This is a genomic window from Acinetobacter sp. 12966 (assembly GCF_031196995.1).
Classification (GTDB): domain Bacteria; phylum Pseudomonadota; class Gammaproteobacteria; order Pseudomonadales; family Moraxellaceae; genus Acinetobacter; species Acinetobacter geminorum.
This window is the reverse complement of the sequence record NZ_JAVIMC010000030.1, coordinates 23,911-45,244: the sequence shown is the minus strand read 5'-3', so window position 1 is coordinate 45,244 and position 21,334 is coordinate 23,911. Positions and strand designations below refer to the sequence as shown.

The following is a 21,334-nucleotide window of genomic DNA, read 5'->3' as shown; positions in this document are numbered from 1 at the left end:
AAGATAAATTAAAAAGGAACTCAATTATTGGCTCTAAATTATATTTTAGCTTTTACCATGGATGGAAAAGCTAATTATAGATTGCTTGTCATATTAATTTGAAAGGAGCTATAAAAAAAAAGAAGACAAACGATGTAAGTAGTATTACAAAGTAATTTAACTTTAAGTTAAATCTACTATTTGTTCTTCGTTTACAGCAATTTTATATTGATTACGTCCATTAGTTTTTGCTTTATATAAAGCATGATCAGCTCGTGCAACAAAAGCGGAAATTGAATCATTTAGACGGGGAGTTGTGGTCGCCACACCTACGCTAATAGTGACATGTGGTGAAACATCACTACATGGATGCTTAATCGCAATCTTTTTAATCGCACTCATTAAGCGCTCGACTTGTATCAAAGCTTGCTGAGCATTCGTCATAGGGAATAGTAATAAAAACTCTTCACCACCATAACGAGCAACTAAATCGCCACTACGAGCAGCAATAGAAGAAATAGCAATTGCGATTTCTTTTAAACATTCATCACCTTTGAGATGTCCTAGCGTATCATTGTATGCTTTAAAATAATCGATATCGACCATCATAATGGTGAGTGGTGTTTCATGTCGTAATGCACGGCGCCATTCATTATCAAGAGTTTCATCTAGATAGCGTCGGTTCGCTAAACCCGTGAGCGCATCTTGCTGTGAAAGTAAGGATAACTGCTGTGCTTGTTGCATAAGCTCAATACGATTCAGCTCAATCATACAGTTTTGTAGATAATTTTCTCGATGTTGACGATCAGTTGCGTAGGCAAGCGTCATCCCTAAAAAACTACTGAAGGTATAAGTACGGTTTAAAAAGGTCCAGTCAATCACGCCATTCAAGTAGTTACTTACTAAAATTCCAACCAATCCGCCCATCCATCCAGCAAATATGGCGGTATAGAAACGCATACCTACTGCACCATAAATAATGACGATTGCATACATCATCGCAGCATGAAAAAGGACATTATCTTGTCCATTTTCAATAACGTTAATTAAAATAAAAGTAATTGCTACTGCTAAAGCTGAACCAATGCCTACATAATAATCAAAATACTGATTTAATTTTTTAATAAATGATAAAATCCAAGCAATAAGAACAATCACACCTACCCAAGAATAATAACTAAACCAGGGTAAAACTTGCTCAGTTGGTAAAACTTGGTATATACCAAAGCTTAAAAATATATATAATATTAAAATAATAGGTGCCCTATAGCGAAACTCATAGGCAGCACCGTTTTGGTATTGAAAACGATAAATCGTTTCAAGCTGTTTTGGAAACCACACGAAATTTAATCCTCGTGTGGTTAATAAATCTATTTGTTCTTGTCCCAATATATTGGAACCTTGCAACTTCATAATTAATGCTCTCTATATTGGAAGTTGTCATAAAATGAGACTTATTTTAAGTAAAGTTCCATCTAAAAATATTGATTATATAATGTGTGGTTTATTCAAAATAATAATACAGTTTTTTTAAAAAAGTAATTATTTTTATCAGTGTTAAATGTGATAAAAATCACGACATTTCAATGATTAGCGTAATAATTATCTAAAGCTCTTCAATCCATCGAAAAAAGTTACAAATGGTCGATTAACGATTGTATCTTTATCATTTTCGGATAGACTTATAGCGTGAAACACAGATGATTGCTGTCATATAAATAGGAAAATTAGCAATGACTGCTCTAAATCAATATGGAATGAATTTAGAAATTACACCGCATAATGAATGGTCACAACGGTTCTGGGACGACCTGTTACCAGCGAAAGAACGGGTGAGCAAACATCCATTTTTTACGGAAATGGCCAATGGGGGATTGAGCCTAGATAGTTTTCGTTATGCTTTACTTAATTTCTATCCATTGGTTGCCCACTTCCCGTCATATATGGCTGGAGCACTAGGGAAAGCGACTGGGTTTTCTGAACCAGGAGTAACAGAAGCACGAGATTGGTTAATCCAAAATATTAAGGTAGAAGAGCGACACTTAAAATGGTATCGCGATTGGGCTGGAGGTTTTGGCTTAACAGTTGAAGAACTTGACCATGTACGTCCACCAGCTGCTATGAACGCGGTAAACCATTTTCTATGGAATATGAGTCATCGAGGGAATTTGGCAGAATGTCTAGCTGCAACAAATTTGGCGATTGAATGGGCAACTGGAGATTGGTCTATTCAGGTGTATAAAGGGATTCATACTTATACTGATCATCCTGAAGTAACTATTGATAAGCGTTCTTTAGCTTGGTTACGTGCACATGCACATTATGATGATCTTCATCCTTATGAAGCCATGGAACTGATTAAGCGCTTATGCAATGATCGTCCTGACTGGCAGCAAAAAGCATTTCATGCTGCTGAAGAAGGACTGCGGTATTATGAGTTAGCTTTAGACGATTGCTATAAGGTACAGCTTAAAGCCTCTGCTTGATCTTATCTTAAAAAAAGGGAGGATATCGTATGGATATTCTCCCTTTTATTTTATTCGAGCAACTTTAAGAGTTTAGTTCGATAAGGTATTTCTTCGGGTAATAATTCAAGTAAACGTTCCACAGCATCTACACGGTCTGGTACACGACTGACTACTCGCAATAATTGATCAATATCTTCAATTTGATAAATCACATGGCTCAAACGAGCGTCAAAACAATCTCTCCATGCGCATAAAAAAGGACTTTCTGATTTGGCTAAGAAACTTCCTCTATAAAGTGTAAGCGTAGTTGATGTAAAACCTAGGTTTAATGCTTGTTCAGCCATTAAAAAATCACATTGAATTTCGCAGTTAAGTCTATATGGTCGTGACTCGATAACATCAGGTATTAAGTTTCTGAGTTGAGAAAGTTCTGCTTTTAAAGTGGTGGTACTTACAGGCCGATCACCATATAAAGCATAGTGAAGTTCTTCAAGATTAATCCCTTCGGGACAAAGGGTTAGAATGCACAGAATTTCAATTTGGCGTTGAGTCAATGTAAGGCTGTGTTGGTTATATTGAACTTTAGGAGTGCCGAAGGCTTTAATATATAAGATATTTTTCTGATGAAGCTGAATTGCTTGTTTAACAATGTCAGCACAACGCTCTACTGCTAAAACTCCAAGTGAATTATGTTTTTGATATTTGGTCGATAAATTCATAATTCCATAAAACTGACCTGTATTCGCATCGGTAATCGGTGCTGCATAACAGACCCAATCTCTGACACTATTCATCTGGTTTTCGTGTGAGTAAACACAGCTTGCAGAATGTGTATTTAATGCTAGACCAATGGCATTTTGACCTACTGCCTGAGTAGACCACTGACCACCCTCAACAAAGTGTACTTGCTCAGCCGATGAGCGCATAGGGTGACTACTCCATGTCCAAAGTAGAGTGCCATGTGGGTCGGTTACCCCAATGGCCATATCGGCATCTTCAGCAATATGCATTAAGTTGCGATGGCATTCATGAATCGAACGACCAAATAATGAATGTTCCCATTCCTCACCCAGATCAAATAAAGGTGCTGCTTCAAGGTCAAGTGACGGCTTTTTTCCTAATTGTGTAGAATGAGATGAGGACTCTGGACGAAATAAGGACAGAGTAGTGTCTATTAAAGGCGATGATAATTGTTCTGACATATCCATATCGAAATTCCTTTATCATTGAAATGGCGTATCCGTAGCCGCTCAACATCTATAACTTTCTTATTGTGACTATTTCCTAGTTATCTCCTTACCTTAAATAATTTTATAAGTCTTGACCATTATCCTATTGGATAAGTTTTGTTAATTGCCTAATCATTAAGATAAGACATCTTGTCGGCTGAAAGGCTTTGGCACTTCTTCTCCGAAATATTGTCGATCAGCAAAATAGCTAGAACGAACCATAGGTGCACTCCAAATATTATTAAAACCTAATCGCTTACCGTGTCGGGTATATCGTTCAAATTCTTGTAAATTTACAAACCGATGAATCAGCGCATGTGATTTTGAAGGCTGAAGATATTGACCAATCGTGACAAGATCGACTTGATAGTCTTTTAAATCGTTGAGTAGGGCAAGCACTTCAGCCTCTATTTCTCCTAATCCAACCATCAGACCAGACTTAGTTTTGATATCGGGACAATATGCTTTAAAGCGTTTAAGTAACTCTAGTGAATGTTGATAATCTGAACCGGGGCGCATCGCTTTATATAAACGAGGAACCGTCTCAATATTATGATTAAACACATCTGGAGGAGATAAGCTCAGAGTCGAAAGCGCTGTCTCTAAACGACCGCGAAAATCTGGTACTAAAATCTCAATCAATGTTTCTGGACAACGTTTCCTAATTTCTTCTATACACTTTACAAAATGTGCAGCGCCGCCATCATGTAGATCGTCGCGGTCTACAGATGTAATCACAACATATTTTAAGTTTAGGTTAGCGACTGTTTCTGCCAGATGTTTAGGTTCATCTTCATCTAGCGGTTTTGGGCGACCATGAGCGACATCACAAAATGGGCAGCGACGAGTACAGATATCGCCCATAATCATGAATGTTGCCGTACCACCGCCAAAACATTCAGGTAGATTTGGACACGCCGCTTCTTCGCAAACACTGTGTAACTTCTGTTGGCGTAGCAAATTTTTTATGCGATTAATTTCTTCAAAATCGGTTATTTTGGCTCTAATCCAGTCAGGTTTAGTCGGTAACTCTTCTGTAGGTAAAATTTTAATCGGAATGCGAGCAACTTTATCCGCTCCTCTTAATTTAATACCAGTTTCTATTTGCCTTTTTAAGTCCATATATAAAATTCCATTTTATATTAAATAACTTTTAACTAGACTCTATATAATAAAAATCCTTATAATTTAAATAAGGGACATGGAGTCTATTAATGAGCGTAGTACACAGCTAATATTATAAATTAATAAAGGTTGGTTAAAGGTTTGTTTCGCAAGCTAATGAAATGTATTAAAATTTTTTAATTTTATTTTTGCTGTGCAAGTTTTTGAAAAATAAAAAATAATAGCCATAAAAACCACTTAAAACTTTTTAGTCTAATAGTATATTAAATTAAATTGAGCTTTATTATTTATAGCGAAATATATAACTCTCGCTGAAACTTGGTTGATTTTTAATAATCAAGATAATAAAGGAAAAGGATATGCAATTAACGGAAGAGCAATTACTCGCAGCATATAAACGCATGCGCGATATTCGTGAATTTGAGGATCGACTTCACGAAGAAAATACCAATGGTGATATTCCTGGCTTTATTCACTTATACAGTGGTGAAGAAGCTGTAGCAGTCGGGATTTGCGAAAATTTAACCGACAAAGACTATATCACTTCAACACACCGTGGACATGGACACTGTATTGCAAAAGGCTGTGACATTCACGCTATGATGCTGGAAATTTTCGGTAAAGATGACGGGCTATGCCGTGGAAAAGGCGGTTCTATGCATATTGCCGATTTAGATAAAGGTATGCTCGGTGCCAACGGGATTGTGGGTGGTGGACCTCCTTTAGCAATTGGTGCAGCTTTGACAGCAAAAACCTTAAAGACTGGTGGCGTCGGACTGTCTTTTACAGGCGATGGTGGTTCAAACCAAGGCCTTACTTTTGAAGCGATGAATATGGCTGTTGTGCTTAAACTTCCAGTAATTTTCGTTTTCGAAAATAACGGTTTCGGTGAAGGTACTGGTCATGATTACGCAGTAGGAAGCAAAGACATTGCTGGTCGTGCAGCAGGTTTTGGTTTACCGGCAGTTAAAGTTGACGGTACAGACTTCTTTGCCGTCTATGAAGCCGCTCAAACTGCCATTGAACGCGCGCGTCGAGGTGAAGGTCCAAGCGTGATTGAAACCATCACAAACCGTTTTTATGGCCACTTCGAAGGTGACCCTGGCTTGATTCGTTCTAAAGAAGAAGTCGAGTTCATTAAAGAAAACAAAGATCCTTTGAAAGTTTTCCGTGAAAAAGTCAAAGGCAAAATTGATGAAGCCAAACTAGACGAGATTGATGCAGCTTCAAAGGCAAATGTTGATGACGCCGTTGCTAAAGCCCGTGCTGCGGCATACCCAAAACCAGAACAACTCCTTACTGACGTCTATGTCTCTTACTAAAGGAATAGTAAAGATGCCAAATAAAAGTTTTCGTAATGCAATTAAAGAAGCCATTGAATCAGAAATGCGCCGTGATCCAACCGTATTTGTTGTTGGTGAAGATGTTCGTGGTGGGCACGGCGGTAAAAACACTGAAGAAAATCAGTTAGAAGGTTTCGGTGGTGTATTGGGCGTAACCAAAGGTTTATGGACAGAGTTTGGTTCGGAACGTGTTATTGATACCCCAATTACTGAGTCTGCAATTATCGGTATGGCCGCCGGTGCTGCTGCAACAGGTTTACGTCCTGTTGCAGATCTAATGTTTATGGATTTCTACGGCGTGTGTCATGACATGCTCTATAACCAAGCCGCTAAATTCCGTTATATGTTTGGTGGAAAAGCAAAAGCGCCAATGGTTGTACGTGGCATGATCGGCGCAGGTTTTTCTGCGGCAGCTCAGCATTCTCAGTCACCGTATAACGTATTTGCTGCGGTTCCGGGCTTAAAAGTTGTAGTTCCATCTAGCCCATATGATGTGAAAGGACTATTAATTCAGGCTATTCGAGATGACGATCCTGTAGTGTTCTGTGAGCATAAAATGCTTTATGACATTAAAGGTGACGTTCCTGATGAAGCCTATACCATTCCTTTTGGGGTAGCAAATTACACCCGTGAAGGTACAGACGTAACCATTATTGCTTTAGGTTTGATGGTACACCGCGCTAATGAAGTAGCAGATAAACTAGCAAAAGATAGTATTTCGGTTGAAGTTGTAGACCCTCGAACAATTTCTCCTCTTGATGAAGAAGGAATTTTAGAGTCTGTGGCATCAACTGGACGCGTGGTCATTGTGGATGAATCAGCAGCACGCTGTGGTTTCGGTCATGATGTTGCTGCATTGGTTGCACAGAAAGGTTTCCATTATTTAAAAGCACCTGTTGAACTCGTAACGCCACCACATACGCCTGTTCCATTCTCACCAGTTTTAGAAAAAGAATGGATTCCAAGTGTAGAGCGTATTGAGCAAGCTGTGCGAAAAACATTGGAGGCTTAGGATGAGCGAAATTAAAACGCTGGAGATCCCGAAATGGGGATTATCCATGGAAGAAGGCACGATTGCCCAATGGTTGATTAAAGAGGGTGATGGCTTTAATAAAGGCGATGAAATTTGTGAAATTGAAACCACAAAAATCGTCAATGTATTAGAAGCGCCTTTTGCTGGAACGCTCCGTAAAATTTTAGCGAAAGATGGTGATACTTTACCTGTTGGGGGTCTTATTGCCGTATGTGCTGATAGTGAAGTTTCTGATGCAGAAATTGAAAAGTTTATCGCATCACTAGGCGGTTCAGCAGCTAAAGCCCCTGAAGCACCTTTGGAGCAAAGTAAAGCAGAAACATCTGCACCTGTTGCTGAAAAAGCAGAACAACCACAGACTGTAGTAGCTAGTGTTTCAGCCCCTGCAAAGGTAGCGAAAGGTGACTACGTTGTACCGGAGTCATTACAAGGCTATCAAACATCTGATGATTTGTTTGCAACACCACATGCGTTAAAGCTTGCAGAAAAGCACAATGTAAACTTGGCAAAAGTCACAGGTTCTGGTCGTGAAGGACGTATTAGTGTTCAAGACATCCAGAAGGCTGTACAAGCTGCTGGTGGTCAGTGGCCTGATGTTAAGCAGCAAACCCAGACTAAAGTAGTTAAATCTACAGCCGATGATAGCCAAGTTCTAGCAACGCCTGTAGCACGTCGTTTAGCAAAGCAGTGGGGCATTAACCTAAATGACTGCCGTGTTTCAGGTACTCGTGGCCGTGTCTGTAAAGAAGATGTTGAGGCAGTTTACTATCGTAATAACCCAACATCGGTAAATGAACAACCTGTGCAATGTGCAGCTCAACCACAATCGAGAATTACGACTGTGGCGATGAATGGGATGCGTAAAGCGATTGCCTCACGGTTACAGGCTGCAAAACGTAACGCACCGCATTTCCGCTTAGTAGTCGATCTCAACGTAGAGGCTTTGCAAAAACTACGTAAGCAGATTAATGAGACTGTTCCACAAGTGAAACTTTCTATTAATGACATGCTCATTAAAGCAGCTGCTGCGGCACTGATTAAAGTACCTGAAGTGAATGTTCAGTTTGATGAAGCTACACAATCGATTCTGCAATTTTCACAAGCAGATATTTCAGTGGCTGTGGCGATTCCAAACGGTTTAATTACACCAATTGTGAAAGCCGCCAATCAGAAGTCTTTAGCACAAATTTCCGATGACATGCGTGATTTGGCAACCCGTGCCAAGACTGGCAAGTTACAACCTGACGAGTTTCAGGGCGGCAGCTTTAGCATTTCAAATTTAGGAATGTTAGGCATTAAGCAGTTCGACGCCATTATTAATCCACCGCAAGGTGCAATTATGGCATTAGGTGCTTCTGAATCACGTGCTGTTGTTGAAAATGGTAATGTCGTGGTTCGTGAGATTGTCACAGCAACGTTGTCATGCGATCACCGCGTCATTGACGGTGCGGTTGGGGCGAAATTCTTGGCCAGCTTTAAGCAGTTTGTTGAAAACCCTGCTTTAATTTTGGTGTAGGAGAACCCGCATGTCAGAAGCTCAATTTGATTTAATTGTGATTGGCGCGGGACCGGGTGGGTATGTGGCTGCAATTCGTGCAGCCCAGCTCGGGTTAAAAACCGCAATTGTAGAAGAGCAACATTTAGGCGGAATTTGTCTAAATTGGGGCTGTATTCCAACTAAAGCTTTGCTTGCAGGGGCAGAGCTCGCAACCCAGTTTAAACATGCCGGACAGTTTGGTTTTCAAGTATCTCAACTCGATTTTGATATTCAAAAGCTTGTGCAACATAGCCGACAAGTGTCAGCTCAGCTTGTACAAGGTATTGATTACTTGCTGAAAAAGAATCAGGTCACTGTTTTTAATGGTCGTGCTCAGCTTACGGCTAAAGAAAAAATTGAAGTGACCGATGCTCAAGGTAAAAGTCAGGCTTTGAGCGCACCTCATATTATTTTGGCAACTGGAGCTAAAGCTCGACATGTTCCTCAGCTTCCTGTCGATGGAACATATGTCTGGAGCTATAAAGAAGCGCTTGTGCCAGAGCAGTTACCGAAAAGTTTACTGGTTGTAGGTTCAGGTGCAATTGGTAGTGAGTTTGCTAGCTTTTATCAAGACTTGGGTTGTCAGGTCACGCTTATTGATTTAGCCAAGCAGATTTTACCAACTGAAGATGCGGAAGTTGCTCAATTTGTCAGAAAACAGTTTGAACAAAAAGGAATGAAAGTCTTAACCGATGCTGTCGTTCAAAGTATTCAAATTGAAAATGGTCAAGTTCACTGTGTGGTTGAAACGGCGAATGACATTCAAATGCTTGTTTTTGACCGCGTGCTTTCGGCAATTGGTGTGCAGCCGAATACCACGGGGCTAGGATTAGAACGTTTAGGTGTAGAACTCAATCCACAAGGTTTTGTGGCAATTGATGACTATTGTAAAACCAACGTAGCAGGGCTTTATGCGATTGGTGATGTGGCTGGTGCACCGTGTCTTGCCCATAAAGCAAGCCATGAAGCCATGATATGTGTCGAGAAAATTGCTGGTGTGAAAAACGTCCATTCACTCGATCGTAGCCAGATACCCGGTTGTATTTTTACGCATCCACAAGTGGCTAGTATTGGTTTAACGGAAAATGCAGCAAAAGCTAAGAATCTACCTATACGAATCGGTAAGTTTTCTTTAACTGCAAATGGTAAAGCTTTAGCAATTGGAGATGCATCAGGTTTCGTTAAAACGGTGATACATGCAGAAACGGGTGAATTACTTGGTGCACATATGGTGGGTCATGAAGTGACCGAACATATCCAAGGCTTTGCTATTGCCAAATACCTAGAAGCAACTGATGAAAGTTTAGCTCAAGTGATTTTCCCACATCCAACATTATCAGAAGCCATGCATGAATCCATTTTGGCTTCAATGCAACGAGCGATTCATATGTAGAAATTCTACATTTACAGGAGTTGAACATGGTTAAGGGATTAAAAAATAAAGTCGCTTTAGTGACTGGGGCAGCTCAAGGCATTGGCCGTGGGATTGCCCTGCGCTTGGCGCAAGAAGGGGCACATATTGCATTATTTGATATGAAACAAGATCGACTGAACGATGTGCAGCAGGAAATTCAAGCTTTAGGTGTAAATGCGAGTACATTTATTGCTGATGTAAGTGACCGCGAGCAAGTATATGCTGCTATAAATCATGCTGAGCAGACACTTGGTGGGTTTGATGTCATGATTAATAATGCTGGAATTGCTCAGGTTCAGGCTATTGCAAATTCAACACCAGATGAATTCCAAAAAATTGTTGATATCAATATTGGTGGTGTACTGTGGGGAATACAGGCTGCCGCCGAAAAATTTAAGCAACGTCAACATAAAGGTAAAATCATTAATGCTTGCTCAATTGCAGGCCACGATGGGTTTGCTTTACTTGGTATTTACTCGGCAACCAAATTTGCAGTACGAGCACTCACCCAAGCTGCGGCAAAAGAATATGCCAGTCACGGTATTACGGTAAATGGATATTGTCCTGGAATTGTCGGAACGGACATGTGGGTTGAAATTGATAAACGTTTTGCTGAAATTACTGGTGCCGCAATTGGTGAAACTTATAAAAAGTATGTGGAAGGCATTGCCTTAGGTAGAGCCCAAACGCCAGATGATGTAGCCGCATTAGTTGCTTTTCTGGCAAGTGAAGATTCGGACTATATTACGGGTCAATCCATTTTAACGGACGGCGGAATTGTCTATCGCTAAAACAACATCCTGATTTGAGGGAGATAATAATGAAAGCAGCGCGTTTTTATGACAGAGGCGATATTCGTATTGAAGATATCCCTGAACCAGAAGTCACTCCCGGCACTGTAGGTATTAAGGTGGCTTGGTGTGGAATTTGTGGTACAGATTTGCATGAGTTTATGGAAGGGCCAATTTTTATTCCACCGTGTGGACATCCGCATCCTATTTCAGGTGAATCTGCGCCGATTACCATGGGACATGAATTTTCAGGTGTGGTCTATGCCGTAGGTGAAGGTGTTGATGATATTGAAATTGGTCAGCATGTGGTCGTAGAGCCTTATATTGTGGCCGATGATGTACCAACTGGACCGGGCGATAATTATCATCTTTCCAAAAATATGAACTTTATTGGTTTAGGCGGTCGTGGCGGTGGTTTGTCGGAAAAAATTGCAGTTAAACGCCGTTGGGTACATCCAATTTCCAATAAAATCCCACTCGATCAGGCAGCCTTAATTGAACCGTTATCGGTTGGGCATCATGCTTTCGTACGTAGTGGTGCAAAGGCTGGTGATATTGCACTGGTTGGTGGTGCAGGGCCAATTGGTTTATTGCTTTCGGCAATTTTAAAAGCGAAAGGACTTAAAGTCATCATTACTGAGCTGAGTGCAAAACGTAAAGAAAAAGCCAAAGAGTCGGGAGTCGCAGATTATATTTTAGATCCATCAGAAGTTGATGTGGTTTCTGAGGTTATGAAAATCACCAATGGTGATGGCGTCGATGTTGCATTTGAATGTAGTAGTGTTAACAAAGTTCTAGATACTTTGGTTGCGGCCGTGAAACCAACAGGCGTGATAGTGATTGTTTCGATCTGGAGCCATCCAGCATCAATTAATGTGCATAGTGTGGTGATGAAAGAGCTGGATGTACGAGGTACAATTGCCTACGTCAATGACCATCAGGAAACCATTAAGCTGGTTGAAGAAGGTAAAATAAATCTTGAACCTTTTATTACCCAGCGTATTCAACTTGATGATTTGATTTTACAAGGTTTTGAAACCTTAATTCATAACAATGAGTCAGCCGTTAAGATTATTGTACATCCATAAACAGACACTTAAACCTATAAAAAAGAGCGATAATTCGCTCTTTTTTATTAAAGTAAATTGTTGTTTTGAGCTTCAATAATAGGGGGTAATGGCTGCCCTAAAGAACTTAACGACTCTCGTTCAATCAAACGAACAATTGAATCAAGCGGTAAATCATTTTCTTGCAAACCGAAAGGTTCTTCAATTTGAGCACTTAAAGCATCTAAACCTAAAAACATATAAGCAATTAAACCCACAATAAGCGGTGTCCAAATGCCTAAAGCTGCTTCAAGGCTAAACGGTAATATGAAACAGAAACAATAAACGGCACGATGTAAAAGTACTGAATATGAGTAGGGTAAAGGTGTCCCAGCAATACGGTCACAACCTGCTTGAATATTGCCTAGCTCAACAATATGGCGCGTCAATGTGCTGTAGATAATGTCGCTAATTTCGCCATCTTTTAAAGCTTTGACTAAATCTTTTTGAATATTTTCGAGTACAAACTGTGGTGCATTAATATGCTCATTTAAATAATTAAGTGAAGAATTATTTAAATAGGCATGTTCAAGAAATTTTGTGGGTTCGACTGTTTGTTGACGTAAACGATCACGCAATAAATTACTAAAAATTAAGACCTGATGAATCAAATGTTCACGTTGCTCATTAGATAGAACATGGCTGTCTCTAACAATATGTCTGGCATTTGCAATTAAAGCGCCCCAGAGCTTGCGGCCTTCCCACCATCGGTCATAACATGCGTTATTTCTAAAGCCTGTACAAATGGAAAGAATCACGCCAAAGATGGTAAATCCGATCGCAGGTACGGTAGGAATTTGAATCCAATGATAATAAGAGAGCCAAACCACACATCCTGAAATAAGTACAACAAAAGTCAGTGCAGGTAAAACCTTCGGCAAAATTGTTCCTTTCCAAGCAAATAATAATTTAAATACATTGCTTTTATCGCGAACAATCATATAAAGCCTTTGAACTAATGAACCTAACCAAGTGCAATATGATACGCCTTAGACGAGCTAAATACCTAGCTAAAGCTTATGCTTTTGTCTGAATCGCCAAAGCGTTGTACGGCTAATACCAAAAATATTCGCGACCATATTCAGGTTATGGTTATATTTTTCTAAAGCGGCTTGCACATTTTCTGGACTAAGTTCTGTATTTGTCTCGGGTAATTTAACATAATCCTCTGCATTTAAGAGCTCATTCGGTAAGTCTTCGACTTCAATTTCATCCTTACCATTTGCCATGGTTAACGCATAAAGCAGGGTGTTTTTAAGCTCACGAACATTTCCTGGCCAGTCATAGTTTAATAAAACTTGCATGGCTTTTTGATTAACATGGCGAGGCATCGTGTCGAGTTGAGTTGTACTTTCCTTTAAAATCTGATCGACAATAAGAGGAATATCGACCTTTCGTTCTCTGAGTGGTGGTATAAAAATTGGAATCACACGCAAGCGATAGAGTAGATCATGGCGGAAACGTCCAGCCTTAGCTTCTTCGCGTAAAGCTTTATGTGTTGCTGTAATAATGCGGACATTGGCTTGAATAGGTTTTTCACCACCTACAGGAGTAAACTCACCTGTTTCTAACACCCGTAATAATTTAGCTTGAAGTTCTAAAGGAATCTCGGCAATTTCATCCAGAAACAGCGTTCCACCAACGGCACGTTCAAACACGCCTTTATGGTCACGAATTGCTCCTGTAAAAGCACCTTTCACATGTCCAAAGAGTTCGCTTTCTAAAATATTAGAATTTAAAGCTGCACAGTTAATCGCTACAAAAATCTTGTTTTTACGTTGGCTATAATCATGAATTGCTTTTGCCACAAGTTCTTTACCGCTACCAGATTCGCCGCGTACGAGCACTGGAAACTCAGTAATTGCTACTCTCTGAATAATTGAAAACATACGAGCCATTTCTGGTGAACAGTTATTAAAAACTTTAGCCAAGTCTTGCAATTGTTCTGTTAGCTCTACTTGATCAGCAATATCATTATCTATGCTAACGGGTTGTAAAATATGTAGTTTCCCGATAATGCGATGCTCGGCAATGTAAATATCATTTTCCTGATAGATAAATCGCTTTCTCATTTTAGGAGTATTAATTTCAAGATACTGGTTATGATGATCTTGAATAAGCGCTGCCATGCTCTCAACAGAAATGTCATCTGTATTAAATTTATAGTGAATTGCTTGAGTCGTTGTGTCTGCTAAAAACAGACTCGCATGTGGGAATAAAGCTTTTAATTGCTCGAATAAAATAAAGAAATCCTGTTCTGACTCAAAATTTAAGTTTGCCATTGTCTGTGTTTCATAATAGTTTCATTGAAACATACTTGAGTTTCAAAGGAACATCAAGCTGAGTTTGTTTTCTAACTTTAATTTTAATTATTCTTTTAAATTTTTGATTTTTATATTTATTATTTAATTTTAAATAATTGGCATCTTATTTGCAAAATATAGGAAAGAAATAAATTATTGGGGATATAAACCATGTTCTTTAAACAGTTTTTTGAGCAAGAAAGTTCGACTTATACATATATGCTTGCATGTGAAGAAACACGAGAGGCCGTTTTAATTGACCCAGTTGCATCAGATATAGAAATTTATGCAAAAGAATTAGAGCAGCATCAATTTACGCTCATCTATACCTTAGATACTCATGTTCATGCAGACCATATTACCGCTGCAAATTTACTTCGTGAACGTTTCCATTGTAAATCGGTTTTACATAGAAACTCAGACGTAAGTTGTGGAGATATTTTAATCACTGATGGTTGCATGCTTAAACTGGGAAATTTCAGTATTGAAGCCCATTATACACCAGGCCATACCAATGCTTGTACGAGTTATTTGGTGGGAAATATGGTTTTTACTGGTGATGCATTGTTAATTGATGGTTGTGGTCGAACTGACTTCCAGCAAGGTAATGCCGGCACACTTTATGATAGTATTCATAAACAACTATTTAGCTTGCCTGACGATACTATTGTGTACCCGGGACACGACTACAAAGGTCGTTTATCTTCAACGATTGGCAATGAACGTTTAAATAACTCACGTTTAGGTCAGAATCGTTCAAGAGACGATTTTATTGAATTAATGAATAATTTAAATCTGCCATACCCAAAACAAATCGATAAAGCACTTCCTGCCAATCAGGCTTGCGGCTCAATTTCACAATTATAAGGTGGCAATATGGAACTTAAACGAGTTAATCAAGAATTTTATGTTGCGGGCCAGATTACTGCCGATGATGTCGTAAAAATTGCAGGCCAAGGAATAAAAACACTGATATGTAACCGTCCAGATGGAGAAGGTGCAGATCAACCCAATGTAATTGAAATTGAAGAAGCAGCTCAACAATATGGCCTAAACGTAATCTATCAACCTGTTACCAGTGGCAAAATTACCGATCAACAAGTTGCTGAGTTTAAACATCTTTATCAGAATGCTCAGAAACCTGTTTTAGCGTATTGCCGTACTGGTATGCGTGCAATCAGTTTATGGGCTTTGGCTGAAATTGACCCAAAAGATGCAACACTGTTAGTTGAATCGGGTAATAAGCTTGGGTTCAACTTAAAAGGCTTAGTGCCACGTATTTTAAAACGTGACCATGAACCAGCCACTATTCCTTGTTATAGCGTTGTGATTGTGGGCGCTGGAGCAGCAGGAATTTCTGTAGCGTCTAGTCTTTTATGTCGTGAACCTCATTTAGATATTGTCATTATTGATCCGGCAGACACACATTATTATCAACCGGGCTGGACCATGGTCGGTGGCGGTATTTTCAAACCACAAGTAACCGCACGGTCAATGGCAAGTGTGATTCCTTCAAAAGTGAAATGGATGAAAGCAGCTGTTGCCGGATTCGACCCTGAGCATAATCAGGTTATTTTGGAAGGATGCCAACCCATACAATATAAAGCGTTGGTGGTATGTCCGGGTTTAAAACTGAATTGGCATGGTATTGAAGGTTTAGTCGAAACCTTAGGTAAAAATGGAGTGACGTCTAACTATCGTTATGATTTAGCGCCGTATACATGGGAACTGGTGCAACAGCTAAATGGTGGAACGGCAATCTTTACTCAACCACCTATGCCGATTAAATGTGCCGGTGCTCCTCAAAAAGCAATGTATCTTTCTGCTGACTACTGGTTAAAGCAAGGCAAACTCAAAGATATCTCTATCCATTTTTATAACACTGGTGCTGTTCTATTTGGTGTGAAGGAATATGTACCTGCACTAATGCAATATGTCGAAAAATATGACTCTGAACTTCATTTTAACCATCAACTTGTCAAAGTAGATGGGCCTGCAAAAAAAGCATGGTTTAAGGTCATGAATGATGAAAATGCAGCATTGGTCGAGACTGATTTCGATATATTGCATGTTGTTCCACCGCAACAAGCGCCGGATTTTATTCGTGCCAGTACGCTCACTGATGAAGCAGGCTGGGTGAGTGTGAATCCTCAAACCTTACAACACACCCAGCATGCCAATATTTTTGCTTTAGGTGATGTGATGAATGCGCCTAATGCCAAAACTGCTGCTGCCGCACGTGCACAAGCTCCGATCGTTGCTGTGAATGTTATAGCCCAGCTCAAAGGTGAGCAAAACTTTTGTGAATACAACGGTTATGGTTCATGTCCACTCACCGTAGAGCGTGGAAAAATCGTTCTGGCTGAGTTTGGTTATGGTGGAAAATTACTTCCAAGTTTTCCAAAATGGGTGATTGATGGGCAAAAACCATCTCGTTTGGCATGGTTGCTTAAAGAACAGATTTTACCGCCGATTTACTGGCAAGGCATGCTCAAGGGACGTGAGTGGATGGTCAAACCTGAGCGAGGATAAGTAAAGATTAATAATCTTTACCCTGAGAAGAGACTAAAGCTTCGTAAGAAGATGAGATCTACTCACTCATTAACCAGCAGTCTACTGCAAACGATGTATAGGCAATTTTAGGCTTTTAATATGTTATTACTTGTCGTTGAAGGCATTGTGATTGGCTTTTTACTTGGTCTTACCGGTGCGGGTGGCGGTATTCTTGCTGTACCTGCGCTCATGACCAGTCAAGGCTGGAGCGTGGCTCAAGCTGCACCGATTGGGTTATTGGCAGTTGCGCTATCTACACTCATTGGAACCATTGAAGGCTTATTTAAAAAGATAGTTCGTTATCGTGCTGCTATTTGGATTGCTTTAATTGGTGCTCCTATGGCACATATCGGCATTTTAATAGCTAACATGATTTCACCTGTCTGGCTCATGTTAATGTTTAGCTTGGTCATGTTTACAGTGGGTTATCGACTCATTAGTAATCGAGTATCAGACTTTCATAACCCGCCGTGTCAGGTCAATCCAAGTACGGGACGCTTTATCTGGAATTTTAAAACGGGAAGCGTTCTTGCCAGCATCGGGATTATTGCGGGGCTTTTAACTGGCATGCTCGGTGTTGGTGGCGGCTTTGTAATTGTGCCAGCGCTTAGAAAAGTCACAAATTTGGATATGCATAGCATTGTTGCAACCTCACTTATGATTATTTTTCTCATTAGTGGCATAAGTATTGTTATGCATATTGCAGAGGGTTTTCACTATCCAGTAGCAATCACTAGTGCGTTCGCACTCGCATGTGCATTCGGTATGTTATTAGGACGCCGAGCTATTCGTTTTATTCCGTCTGCAATTGTACAAAAAGTCTTTGCTTTAATGGTTTTTGCTGTCGCAATTTATATGGTAATTAAGATTGTTAATCTAACAAATATCTAAGAGATATAGTATTTTTACCATCTCTATAATTAGCAATTTTCCCAAGATGAGATGTTAAAACCATCTTTGGAAAATTGATTTAAACCATTTAAATTTTTGAGAAAATGAAATGAAGCGAATTAATGTGGCAATTTGTGGTTTTGGACGGATTGGGCAACAAATTGCAGAGCTTCTTTTAAATCGATCAGCATACTATAAACAAAAATATCAAATTGATGCCCGTTTAGTGGGTATCTGCAACTCATCATCAGGCTTAATTGACCAAGAAGGTTTACAAGCTGCAAAGTGGCTAGATAAAACACAGTATCAAGAAGGAGTAACTGAGCAAAAGTTTTTAGAACAGGTTCAAGCAGATGTCATTATTGAGACAGGGCCAAGTGACTATGTGACAGGTGGAAAGGGTCTATTTTATTTAGATTATGCTTTAACACATAGCATGAATGCGATTGCGGTATCTAAAGGTGCTTTAGTCGTAGAAGGCAAAAAATTAATTAACTTGGCAAATAAGCAGAATAAAAAACTATTTTTTAGCGGTGCGACGGCTGCGGCCTTACCAACTGTTGATTTGTTTGAATATAACCTAGCTGGCTGCCAAATTTTAGAAGTTGAAGGTGTTTTTACGGGCACCACAAATTTTATTTTAAATGATATGTTGCAACATGAATGTGCGTTTGCAGAATCTCTTGAAAAAGCTCAAGCAAAAGGTATTGCGGAACCTGACAGTTCTTTCGATGTAGATGGATGGGATACTGCTGCAAAAATTACGATACTAGCCAATACTGTTTTGGGAGCTGATATAAAAATTCAAGATATTCCAAGACAAGGAATCAGTCATGTGACTGCCGATCATATCCGTGATTGGAAAAAAGAAGATTTAATTCCTCGTCTGGTTGGTTTTATTCATCTGAAAAATCAGCAAATTCAAACAGGTGTTGAGTTACGTTTAGTTCCGATAAATCACCCTTTTGCTCATCTGCAAGGTTCTAATAAATGCATTCGGGTGTTAACGCAAGAAATGGGTGAATTTGTAGTAAGTGGAGGGGCATCTGCACCTTTAGCCACAGCAGCCGCGGCTTTATAAGATTTTGAGTTGATGATAAAAATGGGCTGCTAAAAATTAATCATGATTTATAAAAAAGCAGGCTTATGCCTGCTTCTCAAAACTTTTTTGACTATTAAATAGCTTCTTTCCAATTTCAAACTTACTAAACATTAAGTAGTTGCCGAGTAAAATTAATAAAATTCCAAAGACAGCATTTAAAGTCCATACATATCCTTCAAAGAAAGTAGAAACTGTTAAAGCAACTAAAGGGAAGAGCAACGTGCTATATGCTGCTTTGGCTGCGCCAATTCGTCCAACCAGAGAAAAATAAGCAGAGAACCCAATAATAGTACCAAATATAGCCAAGTAAAGTACCGAGCTTAAAAATGGGAAATTCATTGGCGGCATTAAATCTTGGCCAGTAAATAACGCTAGACTTAACATCACCAATGCACCATAGGTCATTGCATAACAGTTTGTTGAAAAGATATTTAGGCCACGTTTTTGATGTCTAACACTAATCATATTACCTAAAGAAAAACCGTAAGTGCCTATTGCACATAGACCGATACCCATTAGTAACTGTGCATTAAACTGACTATTAACCAGGTCATGCCAGAACAGTAAAACAATACCTATGAGTCCTAAAATTGCAGCTGGGGCAAAATTTGGTGATGGTTTTTGCTTAAAAAAGATAAGCGCATTAATAGCATTAAAGAAAACGGCCATCGAAAAAATAACGGACTCTAAACCGCTGTTTACATATTTAACTGCGGTATAAAAACAAATAAAGTTTAAGCCGAAAACACAAAGACCTTGTAGTATACAAAACAAATGATCTTTTAAAGCAATTCGCTGTAATTTTCCTGAAAATAGTAAAACAACCCAAAGTAATAAGGCTGAAATAGCAAAACGCCATAAAATTGCGACAACGGGTGTTGCATAATGGCTTTGAACGGCAATTCCAATCCATGTTGTTCCCCAAATCAACACCACCGCAACATAGAGTAAAATATTCATAACTTCATCCTCGATTACCAAGCTTAAGTATCTAGGAATGCTTCATTTTTCACGTATATATTCTTGTGTTGTACATGCAAGATCTTGCGTTTTTTATATGACTGAACTAGCTGAATTTTGCTGAATATGGTTAACTTAAGCTCAATGATATTCGTTTTAATTTTGCATGGTCTATCAAACTTTAGAACAGCTACAGCAATCTAAAGCCAAGCTTCACGAAACTGTGGTGCTTGATGAAAATATGCAACTTGCATTTTGGTCTAATCAGCAAGATCGTGTAAGTGTCTGTAGCGATCATCACACTCTAAGTCTTTATATTCAAGATGGCTATGAAAGCTATCAAAAAACACCTGCAGGCTGGAAAAATGGTGGCGGGCCGGGTCGTTTTTGCTTATTGCCTGAACATCAGGAGTCGACTTGGGATATCCGAGGTGGACTTAAATTCGTTCACTTGTATTATACCGACCAACACTTGCGTGATGTTGCCGAAAAAATATGGGACAAAGAACCCAATCAAATTGAACTAAACGAAGTTGTGTTTAATGACGATGAACGGATTCGAGCGTTATATCAATTCTTCTTGCTAGATTGTGATTGGAAAGATTCTTCAAATCATTTGCAAATGAGTACAACAGCAAGTTTATTGTTGAATCATTTAATTCGAAGATATAGCAACGTGAAGTGGCAGCAACCCGTCATTAAAGGTGGGCTGGCGCCTCATAGACTCAAATATATTCAAGACTGGATTGAAGGGCATCTAGACCAAGCATTGACTTTGTCTGACTTAGCAAATGTTGTGAATTTAAGCGAATATCATTTTGCCCATATGTTTAAACAGTCCACGAATATGGCGCCTCACCAATATGTCATGCAAAGACGCTTAACTAAGGCAAAGGGGCTAATTCAGTCATCTCAGCTTTCTTTGCAAGATATTGCGCTAGTATGTGGGTTTAGCTCAGCAAGCCATTTAAGTCATCGCTTTAAACAGTTTTATGGCATGAGTCCTTCGCAGTTACGTTAAGTGTCTAATGTAATTGGTTTCTCCTGAGCTGCATCAAAGGCAGCTCTTGCTGCATCAATATCAGCAATATGCTGCTGCGCCCATTGGCCTAAAGCAATTACAGGTTCTGTAAGTGAATGGCCTAGTGGAGTTAATTCATATTCAACATGAGGTGGAACTACAGGATAAACTGTACGTTTAACTAATCCATCTCTTTCTAAACCACGCAAGCATAAGGTAAGCATACGTTGTGATATTCCATTGATATTTCTCTTTATTTCAGAAAAACGATGTGGGCGTGATGCAAGTGTCATTACGATGAGGATGCTCCATTTTTCACCAACCCTAGCCAAGACTTGACTGACTCTTTGACAATCTGAACTCTGGATATCATGAGGTATGGTTACAGTCATATTACTTGGTTCCCTAAATGTGCCTTCTTGTGCATAAGAATAATAGTAGTAACATAATTAGTTCAAGTAACAATTTTATACTATGGG

The 21,334-nt window shown here is 39.3% G+C and carries 19 protein-coding genes; 12 read left to right on the top strand and 7 right to left on the bottom strand.

Annotated features, from left to right (window positions below; genetic code table 11):
- Positions 1-162: 162 nt before the first annotated feature.
- On the bottom strand, positions 163-1,392 hold the full coding sequence (locus tag RFW85_RS05880; RefSeq protein ID WP_086264619.1) for a diguanylate cyclase: 1,230 nt from the start codon (positions 1,390-1,392) through the stop codon (positions 163-165).
- Between the two features lie 320 nt (positions 1,393-1,712).
- Here RFW85_RS05880 and RFW85_RS05875 point away from each other — a divergent pair, with 320 nt between their 5' ends.
- Complete coding sequence (locus tag RFW85_RS05875) at positions 1,713-2,465, top strand: TenA family transcriptional regulator (protein ID WP_170248531.1); 753 nt, start codon at positions 1,713-1,715, stop codon at positions 2,463-2,465.
- Between the two features lie 50 nt (positions 2,466-2,515).
- Here RFW85_RS05875 and RFW85_RS05870 read toward each other — a convergent pair whose 3' ends face one another.
- Entirely contained in the window at positions 2,516-3,655 is a 1,140-nt protein-coding gene (locus RFW85_RS05870) for a transcriptional regulator (RefSeq protein WP_309171242.1), read from the bottom strand.
- A 156-nt stretch (positions 3,656-3,811) separates the two neighbouring features.
- On the bottom strand, positions 3,812-4,798 hold the full coding sequence (gene lipA / locus RFW85_RS05865) for a lipoyl synthase (RefSeq protein ID WP_170248533.1): 987 nt from the start codon (positions 4,796-4,798) through the stop codon (positions 3,812-3,814).
- A gap of 362 nt (positions 4,799-5,160) precedes the next feature.
- Between lipA and RFW85_RS05860 the strand changes: the two genes are divergently transcribed.
- The 6 genes from RFW85_RS05860 to RFW85_RS05835 are packed head-to-tail and all read left to right on the top strand — an operon-like array spanning position 5,161 to position 12,007.
- Positions 5,161-6,123, top strand: a complete 963-nt coding sequence (locus RFW85_RS05860) for a thiamine pyrophosphate-dependent dehydrogenase E1 component subunit alpha (protein WP_170248534.1) — start codon at positions 5,161-5,163, stop codon at positions 6,121-6,123.
- 13 nt (positions 6,124-6,136) lie between these two features.
- Positions 6,137-7,156, top strand: a complete 1,020-nt coding sequence (locus tag RFW85_RS05855) for an alpha-ketoacid dehydrogenase subunit beta (protein WP_170248535.1) — start codon at positions 6,137-6,139, stop codon at positions 7,154-7,156.
- Position 7,157: 1 nt separating this feature from the next.
- A complete protein-coding gene (locus RFW85_RS05850; RefSeq protein WP_170248536.1) occupies positions 7,158-8,693 on the top strand; it encodes a 2-oxo acid dehydrogenase subunit E2 in 1,536 nt (511 codons plus the stop codon).
- A 10-nt stretch (positions 8,694-8,703) separates the two neighbouring features.
- Positions 8,704-10,107, top strand: a complete 1,404-nt coding sequence (lpdA, locus tag RFW85_RS05845) for a dihydrolipoyl dehydrogenase (RefSeq protein ID WP_170248537.1) — start codon at positions 8,704-8,706, stop codon at positions 10,105-10,107.
- A 26-nt stretch (positions 10,108-10,133) separates the two neighbouring features.
- The gene (locus tag RFW85_RS05840; RefSeq protein WP_170248538.1) at positions 10,134-10,919 is read left to right on the top strand and encodes an acetoin reductase; all 786 of its coding nucleotides are present in this window, start codon (positions 10,134-10,136) and stop codon (positions 10,917-10,919) included.
- Between the two features lie 29 nt (positions 10,920-10,948).
- Complete coding sequence (locus RFW85_RS05835; RefSeq protein ID WP_170248539.1) at positions 10,949-12,007, top strand: 2,3-butanediol dehydrogenase; 1,059 nt, start codon at positions 10,949-10,951, stop codon at positions 12,005-12,007.
- 47 nt (positions 12,008-12,054) lie between these two features.
- On the opposite strand, the gene RFW85_RS05830 is transcribed toward RFW85_RS05835, so the two are convergent.
- Both RFW85_RS05830 and RFW85_RS05825 read right to left on the bottom strand, forming a co-directional pair.
- On the bottom strand, positions 12,055-12,966 hold the full coding sequence (locus RFW85_RS05830) for a bestrophin family protein (RefSeq protein ID WP_170248540.1): 912 nt from the start codon (positions 12,964-12,966) through the stop codon (positions 12,055-12,057).
- 69 nt (positions 12,967-13,035) lie between these two features.
- Complete coding sequence (locus RFW85_RS05825; protein ID WP_309171241.1) at positions 13,036-14,307, bottom strand: sigma-54 dependent transcriptional regulator; 1,272 nt, start codon at positions 14,305-14,307, stop codon at positions 13,036-13,038.
- A 192-nt stretch (positions 14,308-14,499) separates the two neighbouring features.
- On the opposite strand from RFW85_RS05825, the gene RFW85_RS05820 reads away from it, so the two are divergent.
- The 4 genes from RFW85_RS05820 to RFW85_RS05800 all read left to right on the top strand — a co-directional run bounded on the left by RFW85_RS05820 (position 14,500) and on the right by RFW85_RS05800 (position 18,853).
- On the top strand, positions 14,500-15,195 hold the full coding sequence (locus tag RFW85_RS05820; protein ID WP_170248542.1) for an MBL fold metallo-hydrolase: 696 nt from the start codon (positions 14,500-14,502) through the stop codon (positions 15,193-15,195).
- A 9-nt stretch (positions 15,196-15,204) separates the two neighbouring features.
- Complete coding sequence (locus RFW85_RS05810) at positions 15,205-16,860, top strand: TIGR01244 family sulfur transferase (protein WP_170248543.1); 1,656 nt, start codon at positions 15,205-15,207, stop codon at positions 16,858-16,860.
- A gap of 120 nt (positions 16,861-16,980) precedes the next feature.
- Positions 16,981-17,772, top strand: coding sequence for a sulfite exporter TauE/SafE family protein (locus tag RFW85_RS05805; protein ID WP_086264631.1), 792 nt, complete (start codon positions 16,981-16,983; stop codon positions 17,770-17,772).
- 109 nt (positions 17,773-17,881) lie between these two features.
- Positions 17,882-18,853, top strand: a complete 972-nt coding sequence (locus RFW85_RS05800) for a homoserine dehydrogenase (protein WP_170248544.1) — start codon at positions 17,882-17,884, stop codon at positions 18,851-18,853.
- 63 nt (positions 18,854-18,916) lie between these two features.
- Here the strand turns inward: RFW85_RS05800 and RFW85_RS05795 are convergent, their stop codons facing one another.
- Positions 18,917-19,834: a DMT family transporter gene (locus RFW85_RS05795; protein WP_170248545.1), complete on the bottom strand. Its 918-nt coding sequence runs from the start codon at positions 19,832-19,834 to the stop codon at positions 18,917-18,919.
- A gap of 166 nt (positions 19,835-20,000) precedes the next feature.
- Here RFW85_RS05795 and RFW85_RS05790 point away from each other — a divergent pair, with 166 nt between their 5' ends.
- A complete protein-coding gene (locus RFW85_RS05790) occupies positions 20,001-20,855 on the top strand; it encodes an AraC family transcriptional regulator (protein WP_309171240.1) in 855 nt (284 codons plus the stop codon).
- Here RFW85_RS05790 and RFW85_RS05785 read toward each other — a convergent pair.
- The gene (locus RFW85_RS05785; protein ID WP_086264635.1) at positions 20,852-21,247 is read right to left on the bottom strand and encodes a helix-turn-helix domain-containing protein; all 396 of its coding nucleotides are present in this window, start codon (positions 21,245-21,247) and stop codon (positions 20,852-20,854) included. The two genes, RFW85_RS05790 and RFW85_RS05785, sit on opposite strands and share 4 nt — an antisense overlap.
- Between the last annotated feature and the right edge of the window lie 87 nt (positions 21,248-21,334).

Excerpts from the sequence above, each read along its gene's own strand:
- RFW85_RS05820 (WP_170248542.1), top strand. The coding sequence starts at position 14,500 with ATGTTCTTTAAACAGTTTTTTGAGCAAGAAAGTTCGACTTATACATAT.
- RFW85_RS05830 (WP_170248540.1), bottom strand. The coding sequence starts at position 12,966 with ATGATTGTTCGCGATAAAAGCAATGTATTTAAATTATTATTTGCTTGG.
- RFW85_RS05835 (WP_170248539.1), top strand. The coding sequence starts at position 10,949 with ATGAAAGCAGCGCGTTTTTATGACAGAGGCGATATTCGTATTGAAGAT.
- lpdA (WP_170248537.1), top strand. The coding sequence starts at position 8,704 with ATGTCAGAAGCTCAATTTGATTTAATTGTGATTGGCGCGGGACCGGGT.
- RFW85_RS05825 (WP_309171241.1), bottom strand. The coding sequence starts at position 14,307 with ATGGCAAACTTAAATTTTGAGTCAGAACAGGATTTCTTTATTTTATTC.
- RFW85_RS05850 (WP_170248536.1), top strand. The coding sequence starts at position 7,158 with ATGAGCGAAATTAAAACGCTGGAGATCCCGAAATGGGGATTATCCATG.
- RFW85_RS05880 (WP_086264619.1), bottom strand. The coding sequence starts at position 1,392 with ATGAAGTTGCAAGGTTCCAATATATTGGGACAAGAACAAATAGATTTA.
- RFW85_RS05805 (WP_086264631.1), top strand. The coding sequence starts at position 16,981 with ATGTTATTACTTGTCGTTGAAGGCATTGTGATTGGCTTTTTACTTGGT.
- RFW85_RS05795 (WP_170248545.1), bottom strand. The coding sequence starts at position 19,834 with ATGAATATTTTACTCTATGTTGCGGTGGTGTTGATTTGGGGAACAACA.
- RFW85_RS05785 (WP_086264635.1), bottom strand. The coding sequence starts at position 21,247 with ATGACTGTAACCATACCTCATGATATCCAGAGTTCAGATTGTCAAAGA.
- RFW85_RS05855 (WP_170248535.1), top strand. The coding sequence starts at position 6,137 with ATGCCAAATAAAAGTTTTCGTAATGCAATTAAAGAAGCCATTGAATCA.
- RFW85_RS05800 (WP_170248544.1), top strand. The coding sequence starts at position 17,882 with ATGAAGCGAATTAATGTGGCAATTTGTGGTTTTGGACGGATTGGGCAA.
- RFW85_RS05875 (WP_170248531.1), top strand. The coding sequence starts at position 1,713 with ATGACTGCTCTAAATCAATATGGAATGAATTTAGAAATTACACCGCAT.
- RFW85_RS05840 (WP_170248538.1), top strand. The coding sequence starts at position 10,134 with ATGGTTAAGGGATTAAAAAATAAAGTCGCTTTAGTGACTGGGGCAGCT.
- RFW85_RS05870 (WP_309171242.1), bottom strand. The coding sequence starts at position 3,655 with ATGGATATGTCAGAACAATTATCATCGCCTTTAATAGACACTACTCTG.
- RFW85_RS05790 (WP_309171240.1), top strand. The coding sequence starts at position 20,001 with ATGGTCTATCAAACTTTAGAACAGCTACAGCAATCTAAAGCCAAGCTT.
- RFW85_RS05810 (WP_170248543.1), top strand. The coding sequence starts at position 15,205 with ATGGAACTTAAACGAGTTAATCAAGAATTTTATGTTGCGGGCCAGATT.
- RFW85_RS05860 (WP_170248534.1), top strand. The coding sequence starts at position 5,161 with ATGCAATTAACGGAAGAGCAATTACTCGCAGCATATAAACGCATGCGC.
- lipA (WP_170248533.1), bottom strand. The coding sequence starts at position 4,798 with ATGGACTTAAAAAGGCAAATAGAAACTGGTATTAAATTAAGAGGAGCG.